This is a genomic window from Streptomyces sp. NPDC028907 (assembly GCF_055564995.1).
In genome coordinates, this window is the sequence record NZ_JBVHVE010000003.1 from 583,766 (window position 1) to 599,877 (window position 16,112).

Sequence of the window (16,112 nt, forward strand, 5' to 3'; positions counted from 1 at the left end):
GGGGGCGGCTCAGTGTGCCAGCCGGAGAGGGGCGGGGGGCGGGAAAGCCCCAGGGCCGTCCTAGCCGCCGTACATCCGGCGCATCGCGAACTCGACCATCTGCTCCACGGCCTTCGCGTCGAAGACCATGCGGTGTTCGCCCTCCATGTCGAGGACGAAGCCGTAGCCGGTGGGGAGGAGGTCGATCACCTCGGCGCCGGTGATGACGAAGTACTTGGACTCCTTGCCCGCGTACCTGCGCAGTTCCTTGAGCGAGGTGAACATGGGGATCACCGGCTGCTGGGTGTTGTGCAGGGCGAGGAAGCCGGGGTTGTCGCCACGCGGGCAGTAGACCTTCGACGTGGCGAAGACCTGCTGGAAGTCCTCCGCGGACATCTGCCCCGTCGTGAACGCCCGCACCGCGTCCGCGAGCGAGGGCGGGGACGGCTCGGGGTAGAGCGGCGGCTGCTGGCCGTACCCGCCGACACCGCCGGGCTGCTGCGGCGGGGCGTACTGCTGCTGTGCACCGACGTTCTGGTCGTAGCCGTACATGGGCGCAAGCGTACCGAGAGCGAGCGAGGGGCGGGCCGGTACCGGCGGCTCGGGCAAACCGACAGCGACTTGACAGCGTGTGCCCCTGGGTTCGGGCCGTTGCCACTCCTAGCGTCTTCCCATGCGCCGAGACCATGCCGAAGCAGTCACCGAAGCACCCGCCGATGAAATCCACGAGCACGACCGCGGGCTCTCCCACGACCTGCCGGTCCTCGCCCGCCGCCGCATGATCCGGCTGGTGGCGGGGGCGGGACTGGTCCCCCTGGTGGGGTGCAGCTCGCAGGACGACACGTCGGCCGCCCCCTCCGCCAAGGGCTCCGGAGGTACCGCCTCGTCCGCCGAGTGCGCCACCATCCCGGACGAGACCGCGGGCCCCTTCCCCGGCGACGGCTCGAACGGCGTGAACGTCCTCAAGGAGAGCGGCGTCGTCCGCAGCGACATCACCAGGAGCTTCGGCGACTCCGCGGGCGGCACCGCCGAGGGCGTGCCCCTGACCGTCACGCTCACCGTCGTGGACGCCGCCTCCGGATGCGGGACGCCGAAGAAGGGCGCCGCCGTCTACCTCTGGCACTGCGACCGGGAGGGCAACTACTCCCTGTACTCGGACGGCGTCACGGACGAGAACTACCTGCGCGGCGTCCAGGAGACCGACGACAAGGGCCGGGTCACCTTCGAGAGCGTCTTCCCGGGCTGCTATCAGGGCCGCTGGCCGCACATCCACTTCGAGGTGTACGGCAGCCTGGCCGACGCCACGGCCGCCACGTCCATCACGAACACCTCGCAGCTCGCCTTCCCGAAGGACGTCTGCGACACGGTGTACGCCTCGGAGGGCTATGCGGCGAGCGTGCGCAACCTGAGCGGCCTCTCCCTGGAGACCGACGGCATCTTCAGCGACGGGTACGAGCAGCAGCTGGCCGCGACGGAGGGGAGCGTGGCGCGGGGATACACGGCGACGCTGACTGTTCCGGTGTGACCTGTCACAGATTGCGGATCGGGGTTGCGTCTTATTACTGGCGGGTAGCATCATCGTAGCTACTTGTTGGTACGTGAACTAGCGCGAGGATGCACTCCCAGTGCCTCGCCGATCTCTCTAACGGAGCCGTCGCCATGGGGCACTACAAGTCGAATCTCCGCGACATCGAGTTCAACCTCTTCGAAGTACTCGGGCGCGACAAGCTGTACGGCACCGGCCCGTTCGAGGAGATGGACACCGAGACCGCGAAAAGCATCCTCGACGAGCTGACCCGCCTCGCCGAGAACGAGCTGGCGGAGTCCTTCGCGGACGCCGACCGCAACCCGCCGGTCTTCGACCCGGAGACGAACACCGCGCCGGTCCCGGCGTCCTTCAAGAAGAGCTACAAGGCCTTCATGGACTCCGAGTACTGGCGGCTCGGGCTGCCCGAGGCCATCGGCGGCACCACCGCCCCGCCGTCGCTCATCTGGTCGTACGCGGAGCTGATCCTCGGCTCGAACCCGGCCGTGTGGATGTACTCCTCCGGCCCGGCGTTCGCCGGGATCCTCTACGACGAGGGCAACGACGTCCAGAAGAAGATCGCCCAGATCGCGGTCGAGCGGACCTGGGGCTCCACCATGGTCCTCACCGAGCCGGACGCCGGTTCGGACGTGGGCGCCGGCCGCACCAAGGCGGTTCAGCAGGAGGACGGCTCCTGGCACATCGAGGGCGTGAAGCGCTTCATCACCTCCGGTGAGCACGACATGGAGGAGAACATCCTCCACTACGTCCTCGCCCGCCCCGAGGGCGCCGGCCCCGGCACCAAGGGCCTGTCCCTCTTCCTCGTCCCGAAGTACCTCTTCGACTTCGAGACCGGCGAGCTGGGCGAGCGCAACGGCGTCTACGCCACGAACGTCGAGCACAAGATGGGCCTGAAGGCCTCCAACACCTGCGAGATGACCTTCGGCGACCAGCACCCCGCCAAGGGCTGGCTGATCGGCGACAAGCACGACGGCATCCGCCAGATGTTCCGCATCATCGAGTTCGCCCGCATGATGGTCGGCACGAAGGCGATCTCCACGCTGTCCACGGGCTACCTGAACGCCCTTGAGTACGCCAAGGAGCGCGTCCAGGGCCCTGACCTGGCGAACTTCATGGACAAGAGCGCGCCCAAGGTCACCATCACCCACCACCCGGACGTGCGCCGCTCGCTGATGACGCAGAAGGCGTACGCGGAGGGCATGCGCGCGCTGGTGCTGTACACGGCCTCCGTGCAGGACTCCATCGCGGTGAAGGAGGCGGCCGGCGAGGACGCCAAGGCCGAGCACGCGCTGAACGACCTGCTCCTGCCGATCGTCAAGGGCTACGGCTCCGAGAAGGGCTACGAGCAGCTCGCCCAGTCGCTGCAGACCTTCGGCGGCTCCGGCTTCCTGCAGGAGTACCCGATCGAGCAGTACATCCGGGACGCCAAGATCGACACCCTGTACGAGGGCACGACCGCGATCCAGGGCCAGGACTTCTTCTTCCGGAAGATCGTCCGCAACCAGGGCGCCGCGCTGAACTCGCTCGCCGAGGACATCAAGAAGTTCCTGGCGCTCGGCGAGGGCGGCGAGGAGCTGGCCGGCGCCCGCGAGCACCTCGCGAAGGCGGCCGTGGAGCTGGAGGCGATCGTCGGTCTGATGCTGACCGACCTCGCGGCCACCGAGCAGGACGTCAAGAACATCTACAAGGTGGGCCTGAACACCACCCGCCTGCTGCTGGCCTCCGGTGACGTCGTCGTCGGCTACCTGCTCCTCAAGGGCGCCGCGGTCGCCGCCGAGAAACTGCAGACGGCCTCCTCGAAGGACAAGGCGTTCTACACGGGCAAGATCGCGGCGGCGAAGTTCTTCGCGGCCAACGTCCTGCCGGGCGTCACCGGCGCGCGCAAGCTCGCCGAAGGCATCGACCTGGACCTGATGGAGCTGGACGAGGCCGCGTTCTAAACGTCCGTTCCAGTCACTCACGGACAATCCACATCGCCCTTACGAGGGCCCGCTCCCCTTCACCGGGAGCGGGCCCTCGTACGTCGTTAAGGTGAACCCCATGAGCGAACCCCCCCGCTTCGACCGCGGCCACACCGACGACCTCATGTCCTTCCTGACGGCCAGCCCGTCGCCGTACCACGCCGTGGCGAACACCGCCGAACGGCTGGAGAAGGCCGGATTCCGGCAGGTCGCGGAGACGGACGCCTGGGACGGGTCGAGCGGCGGCAAGTACGTGCTGCGCGGTGGCGCGATCGTGGCCTGGTACGTCCCCGAGGGCGCGGCGCCCCACACGCCGTACCGGATCGTCGGCGCGCACACGGACTCCCCCAACCTGCGGGTGAAGCCGCTGCCGGACGCCGGGGCGCACGGCTGGCGGCAGGTGGCCGTGGAGATCTACGGCGGGCCGCTGCTCAACTCCTGGCTCGACCGCGACCTGGGCCTGGCCGGCCGGCTGACCCTGCGGGACGGTACGACCCGGCTGGTGAACGTGGACCGCCCGCTGCTGCGCGTCCCCCAACTCGCCATCCACCTGGACCGTTCCGTGTCGGCGGAGGGGCTCAAGCTCGACAAGCAGCGGCATCTGCAGCCCATTTGGGGCCTCGGCGACGACGTCCGCGACGGCGACCTGATCGCCTTCCTGGAGGAGACGGCCGGGCTGCCGGCGGGCGAGGTCACCGGCTGGGACCTCATGGTCCACTCCGTGGAGCCGCCGGCCTACCTGGGCCGGGACAAGGAGCTCGTCGCGGGCCCGCGCATGGACAACCTGCTCTCCGTGCACGCGGGCGTGGCGGCGCTGACCGCGGCGGCGGCCTCGGGCGCGGCCCTCCACTCCATCCCGGTGCTGGCCGCCTTCGACCACGAGGAGAACGGCTCGCAGAGCGACACCGGTGCCGACGGGCCGCTGCTGGGCGGTGTCCTGGAGCGTTCGGTGTTCGCGCGCGGCGGATCGTACGAGGACAGGGCACGGGCCTTCGCAGGCACGGTCTGTCTTTCGTCGGACACCGGCCACGCGGTCCACCCCAACTACGCCGAGCGTCACGACCCGACGCACCACCCGCGCGTCAACGGCGGCCCGATCCTGAAGGTCAACGTCAACAACCGCTACGCGACCGACGGTTCGGGCCGGGCGGTCTGGGCGGCGGCCTGCGAGAAGGCGGACGTCCCCTTCCAGTCCTTCGTCTCCAACAACTCCATGCCCTGCGGCACCACGATCGGCCCGATCACCGCGGCCCGGCACGGCATCAAGACCGTCGACATCGGCGTGGCGATCCTGTCGATGCACAGCGCCCGGGAGTTGTGCGGCGTGGACGACCCGCATCTGCTGGCGAACTCGCTGGTGGCGTTCCTGGAGGGGTAGTCCGGGCCCGGTGGGGTACCCGCCTCCGACCGGAACCACCGGACCAGGGAGGCGACACTTATGGGCCTCGGCGGATGCATCATCCTCATCGCCGCGGGAGCCATCCTCACGTTCGCGACCGACTGGGACATGGAGGGAGTCAATCTCGACCTGGTCGGCATCATCCTGATGATCGTCGGGCTGATCGGCGTCACGACGTTCAGCAGCATCGCCCGGCGCAGGCGCGTGGTGGTACCGCCCGCGACGCCGGTCGTGAGCGAGGAGCCCCACCACCATCGGCGGGACGGGTACAGCGACGGTTATGGGGTCTGACCCCCGCCCATTCCCGCCAGCACCAGGGGCAGACGGCCGGCGCCGCCCTCGGCGAGACGGACCGGCACACCCCAGTCCTGCTGGTGGACATGGCAGGCCGGGTACTCGTTGCGGACCAGGAGGCGGGTCGAGGGGCCGTACCGGGTGTCGCTTCTGGCCCGCCGGGGCCTGGAAGATCACATCCAACTGGAGCTTGCCGGGGGCGACTTCGGTGGCGGCACGCTGCGTGCGGTGGGCCACGGAGGCCACCTGTACCGCTTCCTCCGGCAGACGCAGGCGCGTGTGCGCATGGCGCTATTCCGTGTGCCCCTCACCGGTCCAGACGATCCGAAGCCGCTTCTCGGGCTCGAACCGGCGTCCTTGCCCGGGTGCCCTGGCCACCCAGACTCGCTCCACGGCCGCAGACAAGAGGGCCCGCCTTTGCGGAACCTCGCTCCTCTCCCACTGGGCCGCTAGTGTCGGATTCCGGCCCAGGAAGGCGGTGACCACCGCCTCTTCCACGCGTGTTGCCATTGCCCGCGCTCCCGGGCAGCCGTGGCCGAGGCGCACGCCCTGGCAGACGTACGACGTGCCGTTCCTGCTCATGCGTGCCCCACACCCCTCTACTCCGCAGTGGAGCAGCCCCGTCAGCAGGTGAGCCGGCCCCCGGGCGGGCCCCTTGGTTCCGTCACCGCGAAGCCTGGTCCGGGACTCCAGTTCCACGGCGATCAGTCGCTGCTCCTCCACGGTGATGATCCCCTCACCCACGACCACAGACCTTCCCGTCTCCGGATCCAGGTAGGGACGGACGACACTGGTGTACTTGTGGCGGCCGCGTTCCTCATCCCACGCAACCTCTGTTTCCGGAAGGAGTCCTGCGAACGCCGGTGCCTTGAGCAATTGCGACAGCGAGCCAACCTGCCACAAGCCGCCTCGGGGGGCAGGGATCTCGTACTCGTTGAGCAGCCTGGCGATTCTCACCAGCGGCTTCCCTGCCAGCGCCTCATCCGCGATCAGGCGCGCGTACACAGCCGTGTCAGGGTCCGGCTCCAACCGGCCCGAGTCGGCGTCGATGCGAAGGCCGTACGGTGGCCGCCCTCCGATCCATCTCCCTCGACCGCGGAGGTAACGCTTGGCATGGCGGACCCGCTCACCCTGAGCTTCTGCCTCGGCACGGGCCCACTCCGACAGAGAGGCCATGGCGAGCCTGTCCCCGGGCAGGCTCGAATCCAGCCCGTCCATGACAGAGATCAGACGACCGCCGACCCGGCCGAACTCTTCCAGTAGCGGGCCGACCTCGGCAGTCCCCTTTCGGCTGAGCCGATCCAGTTTCCACACGATCAACGTCGGTACCCCACCCGACGTGACCGCCAGCGTGGCCGCGTCAAAGCCATTTCGTGCGACGTCTTTATACCCGGACCTCCCCCGGTCGACGTGCACCTGACGAACAACCAGACCATGTTGAGCGGCCCAGGCCCGGCAATCGGACTCCTGCCGCTCGATGGCTGTCTTGCCCTCGCGGTCCAGCGAAAGCCGAAGGTAGAGATCGGCGCGAGAATCCCACTGCCGCATGTCCCCTCCCAGAGTTGCTCACTCTGTGAACGAACAGGGGAGTCGAAGGTAATGAACTTCTTCATGCATCACGGCAGCGCATGCCCGGTCGTGGCGTCCACATGGGCCGGTACCTCGTCGTGGCGGTCGCCGACAGTAAGGGTGCCGGTGGGCTCGAAGACGAGGATCGCGGTGGGCAATGGGGCGTACGGCTTGTGCTCGGTGCCGCGGGGGACCGTGAAGACGGAGCCCTGGGGGAGGACGACCGTGCGCTCGCCCCGCGTCTCCCGCAGGGAGATGTGCAGTTCCCCGTCGAGGACCAGGAAGAACTCGTCGGTGTGGTCGTGGACGTGCCAGACGTGATCGCCGTCGACCTTGGCCACGCGGACGTCGTAGTCGTTGACGGCGGTGACGATGCGGGGGCTCCAGGTCTGCGTGAAGGAGGCGAGGGCGGCTTCGAGGGAGATGGGCTCGGAGGTGGGTTCCATGAGCTCATCGTGCGGGGTGGCCCGGGCGCCACACGAGTGCTAGGAATCGCATATGGCGCAAGGATCCTCTCAACCGCTGCACCGTGTCGCCGTGATCGTCGACGAGGGCACCAACCCCTTCGAGGTCGGCGTCGCCACCGAGTTGTTCGGGCTGCCGCGGCCCGAACTGGGCCTAGCCGGGCCGCTGTACGACGTGACCCTGTGCACGCCCACGCGCGAGGTGCGGATGAACCACGGCTTCTTCACGCTGACCGGCGTGCCAGGCCTCGAGGCGGCCGACGCTGCGGACACCCTCGTCGTACCCGGCCGCCCGGACAACGTCGTACCGCGCGGCGTCGCCGTCCTCGACGCCATCCGGCGCACCCACGCGCGCGGGGCCCGCGTCATGAGCCTGTGCACCGGAAGCTTCGCGCTCGCCGAGGCGGGGCTGCTCGACGGGCGCCGGGCCACGACCCACTGGCGCTGGGCGGACTCCTTCCGGCAGCTGCATCCAAGGGTGCTGCTGGAGCCGGACGTGCTCTTCGTGGACGACGGCGACATCCTGACCGCCGCGGGCAGCGCCGCCGCACTCGACCTGTGCCTGCATGTCGTTCGGCATGACCATGGCGCCGAAGTCGCCAACGCGGTCTCCCGGAGGCTGGTGTTCGCCGCGCACCGGGACGGCGGGCAGAAGCAGTTCGTGGAGCGGCCGGTGCCGGACGTGCCGGACGAGTCGCTGGGGCCGCTGCTGGCGTGGGCGCAGGAGCGGCTGGGCGAGCCGCTGACGGTGGCCGACCTCGCGGCGCGGGCGGCGGTGTCGCCGGCGACCCTGCACCGGCGCTTCCGTACGCAGTTGGGGACGACGCCGCTGGCCTGGCTGACGGGGGAGCGCGTGACGCTGGCGTGCCGGCTGATCGAGCGCGGGGAGGAGCGGCTGGACGTGGTGGCGGCCAGGAGCGGGCTCGGCACGGCGGCGAACCTACGCGCACGCGTGCGGCGCGAGACGGGGCTCAGCCCGTCGGCCTACAGACGGCGTTTCGGACCGGGTGGCGGGGAACGCCTCGTGTCATGAGATTCCTCGTACGCGACCGGCTCCTCGGCTTCGGTGACGACTACTGGATCGAGGACGACCGGGGCAACAAGGTGTACCTCGTCGACGGCAAGGCGATGCGGCTGCGGGACACCTTCGAGCTGAAGGACACCGAGGGGCGCGTCCTCGTCGACATCCACCAGAAGATGCTCGCCCTGCGCGACACGATGGTGATCGAGCGGGACGGCGGGCCGCTCGCCACGATCCGCCGCAAACGGCTGTCCCTGCTGCGCAACCACTACCGGGTGTCCCTGGCGGACGGCAGCACGGAGCTCGACGTGAGCGGCAAGATCCTCGACCGGGAGTTCGCCGTCGAGTACGACGGCGAACTGCTGGCCGTCGTCTCCCGCAGATGGCTGCACGTGCGAGAGACGTACGGCGTGGACGTCGTACGGGACGACGCCGACCCGGCGCTGCTGATCGCGGTCGCGGTGTGTGTGATCCACCTGGCGGAGAAGGAGCGGCGGGACGACGACTGACGGGGCCGGCCCTCAGCGGCGCGGCGCCGCCAGCCCCAGCACCCGGTCCTTGAGCGCCGGGAACTGGTCCCGCGTCACCGCGACCTTCCCCGGGTCGAACTCCACGGTGAGCGCCTGCTCTTCCGCGCCGGCCTGCGCCAGCACCTCGCCCCACGGGTCCACCACGATCGAGTGACCGGCCTGTGGAACTCCCGCGTGCGTCCCGGCCGTTCCACAGGCGAGCACGAACGCCTGGTTCTCCACCGCCCGCGCCTGAGCCAGCAGCGTCCAGTGCGCCCGGCGGCGCTCCGGCCAGCCCGCCGGGACGACCAGGGTCTCGGCGCCGGCGTCGACGAGACCGCGGAACAACTCGGGGAAACGGAGGTCGTAACAGGTGGCCACGCCGACCGTGGTCTCGGGCAGACGCACCGTCACCAGTTCCTCGCCCGCTCCCATCAGCACGGCCTCGCCCTTGTCGAAGCCGAACCGGTGGATCTTGCGGTACGCGGCGGCCAGATCACCGGCAGGGGAGAAGACGAGAGAGGTGTTGTAGAGGGGACCCTCAGGGTCACGCTCGGGAATCGACCCCGCGTGCAGCCAGACCCCCGCGTCGCTCGCGGCCTTCGCCATCGCCTCGTACGTCGGCCCTTCGAGCGGCTCGGCCTCGCTGCCGAACTCCTCGTAGGCGAAGGCTCCGGTGGTCCACAGCTCGGGGAGGACGACGAGGTCGGCCGCGCCGGCCTGGTCCCGGACGAGGGAGGCTACACGCGCTCGGCGCGATTCGACCGATTCGCCCTCATTGACGTCGATCTGGAGCAAAGAGGCGCGCACACTACCACCGTCCTGGCATTCGAGCGGTCCACATGGGCTTCCCCACGGGGCCTACGATCGTCACACGAAAGCACTGCCGGGGTGCCTCACAGCAGCGTAACTTAGCGTTTCAAGACACCCGCCGACAGCCGCCACCTCCCACTGGCAACGCCGCCACAAACCGCCCGTGTACCGACCGCCGAGGGGTCCCGTTCCGTGAGTCTGCATCCCACCCTCCAGCCCTACGCCGACGCCTGGACCCACTCCATCGAAGCGATATCCGAGCTGGTGACGCCGCTTGTGGAGGGTGAGTGGAACCGGCGCACGCCCTGCCCCGGCTGGTCGGTCCGTGACGTCGTGTCGCATGTCATCGGCCTGGACTGCGAGATGCTCGGCGACCCGCGGCCCATCCACACGCTCCCGCGCGACCTCTTCCACGTCACCAACGACCACCAGCGCTACATGGAGATGCAGGTCGACGTCCGCCGGCACCACACGGCGCCGGAGATGACGTCCGAGCTGGAGTACACGGTCATCCGCCGCAACCGCCAGCTGCGCAACGAGTCCCGCGACCCCGGCACGAAGGTCCGCGGCCCGCTCGGCGCCGAGCTCACCCTCGAAGAGTCCATGCGGGCGCACGCCTTCGACATCTGGGTCCACGAACAGGACCTGCGGGCCGCTCTCGGCCGCCCCGGCAACCTCGACTCCCCCGGCGCGCAGGTGGCCCGTGACGTCCTGCTCGCAAAGCTGCCCGACGTCGTCGCCACCAAGGCAGACGCCCCGCGCAGCTCGGCGATCGTCTTCGACGTCCACGGCCCGATCGAGTTCCTCCGCACCATCCGCATCGACATCCAGGGCCGCGGCAGCCTGGAAACGGCCCCCGCCCTGGGCCCCGCCGCCACCCTCACCCTCGACTGGGAGACCTACGTCCGCCTGGCCTGCGGCCGCGTCACCCCGGAAGCGGCGGCGGACCGTGTGAAGACGGAGGGCGACACGGACCTGACGGCAGCGATCCTGCGCAACTTCACGGTGACGCCGTAGCCTTTCTCAGCCTGTCCGGCGTTCGAGGACAAGGCTCATCAGGCCGATGGGGGGTCTGGGGGCGCATCCCCCAGGGATGGGACGGGTAGGGGCGGCGGGGGCGAAAACCGCTGTCGCCCGCCACCCACCCCCGGCTAACGTCCCGCCGTGACCAACACCCACCCACCCCGCCTGACCCGACTCACCTTCCACGGCCCGCTGTCGGAGACCCGCGCCGACCGCCTCGTCCAGCGCCTCACCCGAACGGACCCCGCCACCGTCCTCGACATCGGCTGCGGCTGGGGCGAGTTGCTGCTGCGCATCCTGACGGCGGCACCCGCCGCGAAGGGCACCGGCATCGACGTGAACGCCAGGGACCTCACCCGCGGCCGCGACAACGCCGGGGCCAGAGGCCTGACCTCCAGGGTCGAGTTCGTCGAGGAGTCCGCCGTCGGAACCCGACGCGGCCCCGCCGACCTGGTCCTGTGCGTCGGCGCGAGCCAGGCGCTCAGCACGGCCAGAACCCCCGACCACACCACCGAGGCGCTGCGCGAACTGCGCCGCCTGGTCACCGACAACGGCCGCGTCCTGCTCGGCGAGGGCTTCTGGCAGCGCCCCCCGACCCCCGCCGAACTCGAGGGCATGTGGCCGGGAGCAGCCGCGACCGACCACCACGACCTCGCCACCCTCCTCGACCTCGCGGTCGCCGCGGGCTTCCGCCCGGAGTGGACCGAGACGGCGAGCCTCGACGAGTGGGAGGAGTTCGAGTCGGCGTACCAGGCGGACGTCGAGGTGTGGCTCGCCCAGAACCCCGGCCACCCGCTGGCCGCCGAGACCCGCGAGGACCTCGACAGGCACCGCGCCCGGTGGATGAGCTACCGCGGGGTGCTGGGGCTGGCGTATCTCACCCTGGTGCCCGTCCTCTGAACCACCGGACCCCCGCCGGTTCAGGCGGGAACGTGCACCGTCTCCACCCTGCTGGCGACCAGCCGTTCCCGCTCCCTGCGCGCCGCCCGCGTGCGCAGCCGCAGGATCTGGCTGACGCCCAGCGCCTGGAGGACGAAGACCACCGAGAAGGCGAGGGCGTAGTCGTCCCCGGTCGCGTCCAGCAGCACGCCGATCGCGAACAGCGTGGTCATCGAGGCCACGAAGCCGCCCATGTTGGTGATGCCGGACGCCGTGCCCTGCCGCTCCGGCGGGTTCGCGGGCCGGGCGAAGTCGAAGCCCAGCATCGAGGCGGGTCCGCAGGCCCCGAGCACCGTGCACAGCACGATGAGCAGCCACATCGGTGCCGTCTCGCCGGGCCAGGCCAGCGTCGTCGCCCAGAGCAGCGCGGTCGCGCCCACCGTGCCGAGCGCCAGCGGCAGCCGCGCCTCGTGGTGCCGGGCGACGACCTGGCCGTAGACCAGGCCCACGACCATGTTCGACAGGACGACGAGGGTGAGCAGTTCACCGGCCGTGGCCCGGGACAGCCCCTGCGCCTCCACCAGGAACGGCATGCCCCACAGCAGCAGGAACACCATCGCCGGGAACTGCGTCGTGAAGTGCACCCACAGGCCCAGCCGGGTGCCCGGCTCCCGCCAGGACGCGGCGATCTGACGTCGTACGTATGCCGCGCCCCGGTGCGGCAGCGGCTCGGGCTCGTGGCCCTCGGGGTGGTCCTTCAGGAACAGCAGGAGCAACACGAACACCACGACGCCGGCGCCGGCGCTGCCGGCGAACGCGGCCGTCCAGCCGACCCCGTGCAGCAGCCGTGCCAGCACCAGCGTGGAGACGAGGTTGCCCGCCATGCCCGCGAGGCCGGCGAGCTGTGCGATGAGCGGGCCGCGGCGGGCGGGGAACCAGCGGCTGCCCAGCCGCAGCACGCTGATGAACGTCATCGCGTCGCCGCAGCCCAGCAGGGCGCGCGAGGCGAGGGCCATGCCGTACGACGGCGAGAAGGCGAAGCCGAGTTGGCCCGCGGTGAACAGCACCACGCCCAGGCCCAGCACCTTCTTGGTGCCGAGCCGGTCGACGAGCAGGCCGACGGGTATCTGCATGCCCGCGTAGACGAGGAGTTGGAGGATCGAGAACGTCGACAGGGCCGAGGCGTTCACGTCGAAGCGGTCCGCCGCGTCGAGGCCGGCGACTCCGAGGGACGTACGGAAGATGACGGCGACGAAGTAGACCGAGACGCCAATGCCCCAGACGGCGACGGCGCGGCGGCCGCCGGGAGGGTCGCCGGGCAGTGCGGTGGACCTCATCGCTCCTCACCCCGAGCGAGGTGCGAGAACCAGCCGATGTGCCGGTGGACCAGCCCGACGGCGGCCTCGGCGTCGGCGGAGCGCAGGGCCTGAAGGATCTCCTCGTGCTCGGTCAGGGTCTTGGCGATCCGGTCGGGGTGGGAGTGCAGGACGGCGACGCCCATGCGCAGTTGGCGGTCGCGCAGTTGGTCGTAGAGCCGGGACAGGATCTCGTTGCCGCCGCTGCGGACGATCTCGGCGTGGAAGCAGCGGTCGGTGACGGCGGCCGCGGCGAGGTCACCGGCGGCGGCCTGTTCCTTCTGCTGGGCGAGCAGTTCCTCCAGGCGTGCGATGAGCCCGGGGGGCGCGGGGACCGCCTTGCGCGCGGCGTGCTCCTCGACGAGCATCCGGGTCTCCACGACGTCCTTGATCTCCTGCGCGGAGACGGGCAGGACCAGGGCGCCCTTCTTCGGGTAGAGCTTGATCAGCCCTTCGACCTCCAGCCGCAGCAGCGCCTCCCGTACCGGCGTGCGCGAGACGCCGACGGCCTCGGCGAGCTCTCCCTCGGTGAGCAGGGTCCCGCCCTCGTAACGGCGGTCCAGGACGCCCTGCTTGACGTGTGTGTAGACGCGGTCGGCGGCGGGCGGCTGCTTGAGGGGCACGGGCGGGGCGGAAGGCATGCCCACAGCATAGATACAACACGTACGCATGCCGGTGGTCATTCCAGCATGCGGACTTCGCGACGAATCCGTGTGATCTACGAAATCTTCCGGCAAAGAAGCGCCATCCACCCCACGTGTGGCACAACCTTCTGTGCTAATTACGTGTCACACACGTGCGGCCCCACTTTCTTTCCCCTCCCAATCGGCCGCACTTTCGGGGCATCAGAAGTAATCGGGGTATTTCAGTTGATAAGTGCCATCAAGGGCATGCGTGTCCGCAGAGCCGCAGCCGTCGTGCTCACGACCGGCGCCGTCATCGCCTCCGGAGCGATCACCGCGGCGCCCGCGCAGGCCGTCACCGCGCCCTCGATCAGTGCCAAGGGCGGGTTCCTGATGAACAGCGCGAACGGCAAGACGCTGTTCGCCAAGTCCGCTGACACCAAGAGGCTGACCGCCTCCACCACCAAGATCATGACCGCGAAGGTCGTGCTCTCGCAGCCGAACCTGAACCTTGACACCAAGGTCACCATCAGGAAGGAGATCAGCAACTACATCGTCTCCAAGGGAGCCTCGTCCGCCCGGCTGATCGTCGGTGACAAGGTCACGGTCCGTCAGCTGCTGTACGGGATGATGCTTCCGTCCGGCTGCGACGCCGCGATGGCCCTCGCCGACAAGTTCGGTTCCGGCTCGACGGTCTCGGCCCGCACCAAGAACTTCATCGGCAAGATGAACACCATGGCCAAGAGCCTGGGCATGACCAACACGAAGTTCGACTCGTTCGACGGCATAAGCAATGGCTCCAACGCCTCGACGCCGCGCGACCTGACCAAGCTCGCCCGCAGCGTGATGAAGAGCTCCACGTTCAAGACCGTCGTGAAGACCAAGTCCTACACGGCGAAGACGATCACGAAGACCGGCGCCACCCGCACGATGGCCGCGTGGAAGAACACCAACACGCTGCTCGGCTGGAACGGCACGCTCGGCATCAAGACCGGCTCCGGTAGCCAGGCCAAGTACTGCCTCGTGTTCGCCGCCACGAAGAGCGGCGAGTCGGTGATGGGCGCCGTCCTCACCGCGCCCTCGGAGGCCAAGCGCACGGAAGACGTGAAGAAGCTGATCAACTACGGCTACGCCAGGATCTGACGCCCGCTGAGGCTCACGTCGACGAAACGGGGCGGCCACTCGACAGTGGCCGCCCCTTTCGCTGCGCCGCTCGCTGCTCCGGCTCGCTGCTCCTACGGGCTCACGCCCAGGTGATGAGCCGTTTGGGCTGTTCCAGGATCGCGGCGACGTCGGCCAGGACCTTGGAGCCCAGCTCGCCGTCCACCAGGCGGTGGTCGAAGCTGAGGGCCAGCGTGGTGACCTGACGTGGTTTCACCTTGCCCTTGTGGACCCAGGGCTGGAGTTTGATCGCGCCGATGGCGAGGATCGCGGACTCGCCGGGGTTGAGGATCGGGGTGCCGGTGTCGACGCCGAAGACGCCGACGTTGGTGATGGTCACCGTGCCGCCCTGCATGGCGGCGGGGGTGGTCTTGCCGTCGCGTGCCGTCGACACCAGCTCGCCGAGTGCCTGCGCGAGCTGTGGGAGTGTCTTGGTGTGGGCGTCCTTGATGTTGGGGACGATCAGGCCGCGCGGGGTCGCCGCGGCGATGCCCAAGTTCACGTAGTGCTTGTGCACGATCTCCTGGCCGGCCTCGTCCCAGGACGCGTTGACGTCGGGGTTGCGTTTGATCGCGACCAGCAGGGCCTTGGAGATCAGCAGCAGGGGGTTCACGCGCAGGCCCGCGAACTCCCTGTCCTCCTTGAGCTCCTCGACCAGCTTCATCGTGCGCGTCACGTCGACCGTCACGAACTCGGTGACATGCGGTGCCGTGAACGCCGAGCCGACCATCGCCGCCGCCGTCGCCTTGCGGACGCCCTTGACCGGGACACGGGTCTCCCGGGCCGCGTCGTACGTGACCACCGGCGCCGGGACGGCGGCGGGCGCGGCGACCTCGCCGGCCGGGGTGGCCTGCGGTGCCGGTTCGGCGGCAGGCGCCTGCGGGGCCGCCGCGGCGTGGACGTCCTCGCGGGTGATGATGCCGTCGGGCCCGGTGGGCGTCACCGCGGCCAGGTCGACGCCCAGGTCCTTCGCCAGCTTGCGCACCGGAGGCTTGGCCAGCGGCCGGGTAGGCGTCACGGCTTCCGCCGGGCCGTGGCCGTTCAGCTCGGACTGGAGTGCCTGGGCCGCGGCCGCGGGCTCCTGCCGCGGGACGTCGGCTCCCTTGCGGGGGCGGCGCTTGGTGGAGGACGTGGCCACGCCGTAGCCGACCAGCACCGGCTGGCGGCCGGCCGGCTTGGCCTCCTCCGGCTCCGCCTCGGCGGGAGCCTCGGCCCGGTCCGGCGCCTCGGCGGCCGGGGCCGCCCCGCCCCCCAGGTCCACCGCGATGATCGCCGTACCGACGTCCACCGTGGTGCCCTCGGGGAATCGCAGCTCGCGGACCACTCCGTCGTACGGGATGGGCAGTTCGACGGCCGCCTTGGCGGTCTCGACCTCGCACACCACCTGGCCGTCGGTGACCGTGTCGCCCGGCTGGACGTACCACTTGAGGATCTCGGCCTCGGTGAGTCCCTCGCCCACGTCGGGCATCTTGAACTCGCGCACGGACGCTTCCGTCATCGTCGTCACGACCCTCTC

The 16,112-nt window shown here is 69.8% G+C and carries 16 protein-coding genes and 1 pseudogene; 9 read left to right on the top strand and 8 right to left on the bottom strand.

All coding sequences use genetic code 11. From position 1 onward, the window contains the following. Positions 1-60: 60 nt before the first annotated feature. Complete coding sequence (locus tag ACZ4UU_RS11775) at positions 61-531, bottom strand: SseB family protein (RefSeq protein WP_383449745.1); 471 nt, start codon at positions 529-531, stop codon at positions 61-63. Positions 532-652: 121 nt separating this feature from the next. Here ACZ4UU_RS11775 and ACZ4UU_RS11780 point away from each other — a divergent pair, with 121 nt between their 5' ends. The 4 genes from ACZ4UU_RS11780 to ACZ4UU_RS11795 all read left to right on the top strand — a co-directional run bounded on the left by ACZ4UU_RS11780 (position 653) and on the right by ACZ4UU_RS11795 (position 5,176). Continuing rightward, positions 653-1,504, top strand: coding sequence for an intradiol ring-cleavage dioxygenase (locus ACZ4UU_RS11780; protein ID WP_468038847.1), 852 nt, complete (start codon positions 653-655; stop codon positions 1,502-1,504). A gap of 134 nt (positions 1,505-1,638) precedes the next feature. Then, on the top strand, positions 1,639-3,465 hold the full coding sequence (locus ACZ4UU_RS11785; RefSeq protein ID WP_468038849.1) for an acyl-CoA dehydrogenase: 1,827 nt from the start codon (positions 1,639-1,641) through the stop codon (positions 3,463-3,465). Positions 3,466-3,565: 100 nt separating this feature from the next. After that, positions 3,566-4,864, top strand: coding sequence for a M18 family aminopeptidase (locus ACZ4UU_RS11790; protein WP_468038851.1), 1,299 nt, complete (start codon positions 3,566-3,568; stop codon positions 4,862-4,864). 60 nt (positions 4,865-4,924) lie between these two features. After that, complete coding sequence (locus ACZ4UU_RS11795; protein ID WP_468038853.1) at positions 4,925-5,176, top strand: DUF6458 family protein; 252 nt, start codon at positions 4,925-4,927, stop codon at positions 5,174-5,176. On the opposite strand, the pseudogene ACZ4UU_RS11800 reads toward ACZ4UU_RS11795, so the two are convergent. From ACZ4UU_RS11800 to ACZ4UU_RS11810, 3 genes and pseudogenes are all read right to left on the bottom strand, one after another. Further along, positions 5,164-5,470, bottom strand: a pseudogene (locus ACZ4UU_RS11800) (alkyl hydroperoxide reductase); the annotation flags it as partial. The gene ACZ4UU_RS11795 and the pseudogene ACZ4UU_RS11800 sit on opposite strands and share 13 nt — an antisense overlap. Further along, a complete protein-coding gene (locus ACZ4UU_RS11805) occupies positions 5,471-6,727 on the bottom strand; it encodes a recombinase family protein (protein WP_468038855.1) in 1,257 nt (418 codons plus the stop codon). It abuts the pseudogene before it with no gap. 68 nt (positions 6,728-6,795) lie between these two features. Continuing rightward, positions 6,796-7,194 carry a cupin domain-containing protein gene (locus ACZ4UU_RS11810; protein ID WP_468038857.1) on the bottom strand — a complete coding sequence of 133 codons (399 nt, stop codon included), beginning with the start codon at positions 7,192-7,194 and terminating at the stop codon, positions 6,796-6,798. 52 nt (positions 7,195-7,246) lie between these two features. Between ACZ4UU_RS11810 and ACZ4UU_RS11815 the strand changes: the two genes are divergently transcribed. Both ACZ4UU_RS11815 and ACZ4UU_RS11820 read left to right on the top strand, forming a co-directional pair. After that, positions 7,247-8,245 (top strand): GlxA family transcriptional regulator, encoded by a 999-nt coding sequence (locus tag ACZ4UU_RS11815; RefSeq protein ID WP_468038859.1) that lies wholly within the window; start codon positions 7,247-7,249, stop codon positions 8,243-8,245. Continuing rightward, positions 8,242-8,742 (top strand): LURP-one-related/scramblase family protein, encoded by a 501-nt coding sequence (locus ACZ4UU_RS11820; RefSeq protein ID WP_383449739.1) that lies wholly within the window; start codon positions 8,242-8,244, stop codon positions 8,740-8,742. The genes ACZ4UU_RS11815 and ACZ4UU_RS11820 overlap by 4 nt, the downstream gene beginning before the upstream one ends. 12 nt (positions 8,743-8,754) lie before the next feature. Here the strand turns inward: ACZ4UU_RS11820 and ACZ4UU_RS11825 are convergent, their stop codons facing one another. Next, positions 8,755-9,552, bottom strand: a complete 798-nt coding sequence (locus ACZ4UU_RS11825; RefSeq protein WP_468038861.1) for a carbon-nitrogen family hydrolase — start codon at positions 9,550-9,552, stop codon at positions 8,755-8,757. A 195-nt stretch (positions 9,553-9,747) separates the two neighbouring features. On the opposite strand from ACZ4UU_RS11825, the gene ACZ4UU_RS11830 reads away from it, so the two are divergent. Continuing rightward, positions 9,748-10,572 (top strand): maleylpyruvate isomerase family mycothiol-dependent enzyme, encoded by an 825-nt coding sequence (locus tag ACZ4UU_RS11830; protein ID WP_468038863.1) that lies wholly within the window; start codon positions 9,748-9,750, stop codon positions 10,570-10,572. Between the two features lie 147 nt (positions 10,573-10,719). Further along, positions 10,720-11,478 (top strand): SAM-dependent methyltransferase, encoded by a 759-nt coding sequence (locus ACZ4UU_RS11835; RefSeq protein WP_468038865.1) that lies wholly within the window; start codon positions 10,720-10,722, stop codon positions 11,476-11,478. Between the two features lie 20 nt (positions 11,479-11,498). Here ACZ4UU_RS11835 and ACZ4UU_RS11840 read toward each other — a convergent pair whose 3' ends face one another. Together ACZ4UU_RS11840 and ACZ4UU_RS11845 are read right to left on the bottom strand one after the other, a co-directional pair. Next, on the bottom strand, positions 11,499-12,794 hold the full coding sequence (locus tag ACZ4UU_RS11840; RefSeq protein ID WP_468038867.1) for an MFS transporter: 1,296 nt from the start codon (positions 12,792-12,794) through the stop codon (positions 11,499-11,501). Then, positions 12,791-13,453 carry a GntR family transcriptional regulator gene (locus ACZ4UU_RS11845; protein WP_468038869.1) on the bottom strand — a complete coding sequence of 221 codons (663 nt, stop codon included), beginning with the start codon at positions 13,451-13,453 and terminating at the stop codon, positions 12,791-12,793. The genes ACZ4UU_RS11840 and ACZ4UU_RS11845 overlap by 4 nt, the downstream gene beginning before the upstream one ends. A gap of 249 nt (positions 13,454-13,702) precedes the next feature. On the opposite strand from ACZ4UU_RS11845, the gene ACZ4UU_RS11850 reads away from it, so the two are divergent. Then, a complete protein-coding gene (locus tag ACZ4UU_RS11850; RefSeq protein ID WP_468038871.1) occupies positions 13,703-14,578 on the top strand; it encodes a D-alanyl-D-alanine carboxypeptidase family protein in 876 nt (291 codons plus the stop codon). Positions 14,579-14,678: 100 nt separating this feature from the next. Here ACZ4UU_RS11850 and ACZ4UU_RS11855 read toward each other — a convergent pair whose 3' ends face one another. Further along, positions 14,679-16,103 carry a dihydrolipoamide acetyltransferase family protein gene (locus ACZ4UU_RS11855; RefSeq protein ID WP_468038873.1) on the bottom strand — a complete coding sequence of 475 codons (1,425 nt, stop codon included), beginning with the start codon at positions 16,101-16,103 and terminating at the stop codon, positions 14,679-14,681. Positions 16,104-16,112: the final 9 nt, after the last annotated feature.

Coding starts and splice junctions, on each gene's coding strand:
- ACZ4UU_RS11815 (WP_468038859.1), top strand. CDS start 7,247: ATGGCGCAAGGATCCTCTCAACCGCTGCACCGTGTCGCCGTGATCGTC.
- ACZ4UU_RS11845 (WP_468038869.1), bottom strand. CDS start 13,453: ATGCCTTCCGCCCCGCCCGTGCCCCTCAAGCAGCCGCCCGCCGCCGAC.
- ACZ4UU_RS11795 (WP_468038853.1), top strand. CDS start 4,925: ATGGGCCTCGGCGGATGCATCATCCTCATCGCCGCGGGAGCCATCCTC.
- ACZ4UU_RS11780 (WP_468038847.1), top strand. CDS start 653: ATGCGCCGAGACCATGCCGAAGCAGTCACCGAAGCACCCGCCGATGAA.
- ACZ4UU_RS11810 (WP_468038857.1), bottom strand. CDS start 7,194: ATGGAACCCACCTCCGAGCCCATCTCCCTCGAAGCCGCCCTCGCCTCC.
- ACZ4UU_RS11790 (WP_468038851.1), top strand. CDS start 3,566: ATGAGCGAACCCCCCCGCTTCGACCGCGGCCACACCGACGACCTCATG.
- ACZ4UU_RS11820 (WP_383449739.1), top strand. CDS start 8,242: ATGAGATTCCTCGTACGCGACCGGCTCCTCGGCTTCGGTGACGACTAC.
- ACZ4UU_RS11775 (WP_383449745.1), bottom strand. CDS start 531: ATGTACGGCTACGACCAGAACGTCGGTGCACAGCAGCAGTACGCCCCG.
- ACZ4UU_RS11805 (WP_468038855.1), bottom strand. CDS start 6,727: ATGCGGCAGTGGGATTCTCGCGCCGATCTCTACCTTCGGCTTTCGCTG.
- ACZ4UU_RS11840 (WP_468038867.1), bottom strand. CDS start 12,794: ATGAGGTCCACCGCACTGCCCGGCGACCCTCCCGGCGGCCGCCGCGCC.
- ACZ4UU_RS11785 (WP_468038849.1), top strand. CDS start 1,639: ATGGGGCACTACAAGTCGAATCTCCGCGACATCGAGTTCAACCTCTTC.
- ACZ4UU_RS11850 (WP_468038871.1), top strand. CDS start 13,703: ATGCGTGTCCGCAGAGCCGCAGCCGTCGTGCTCACGACCGGCGCCGTC.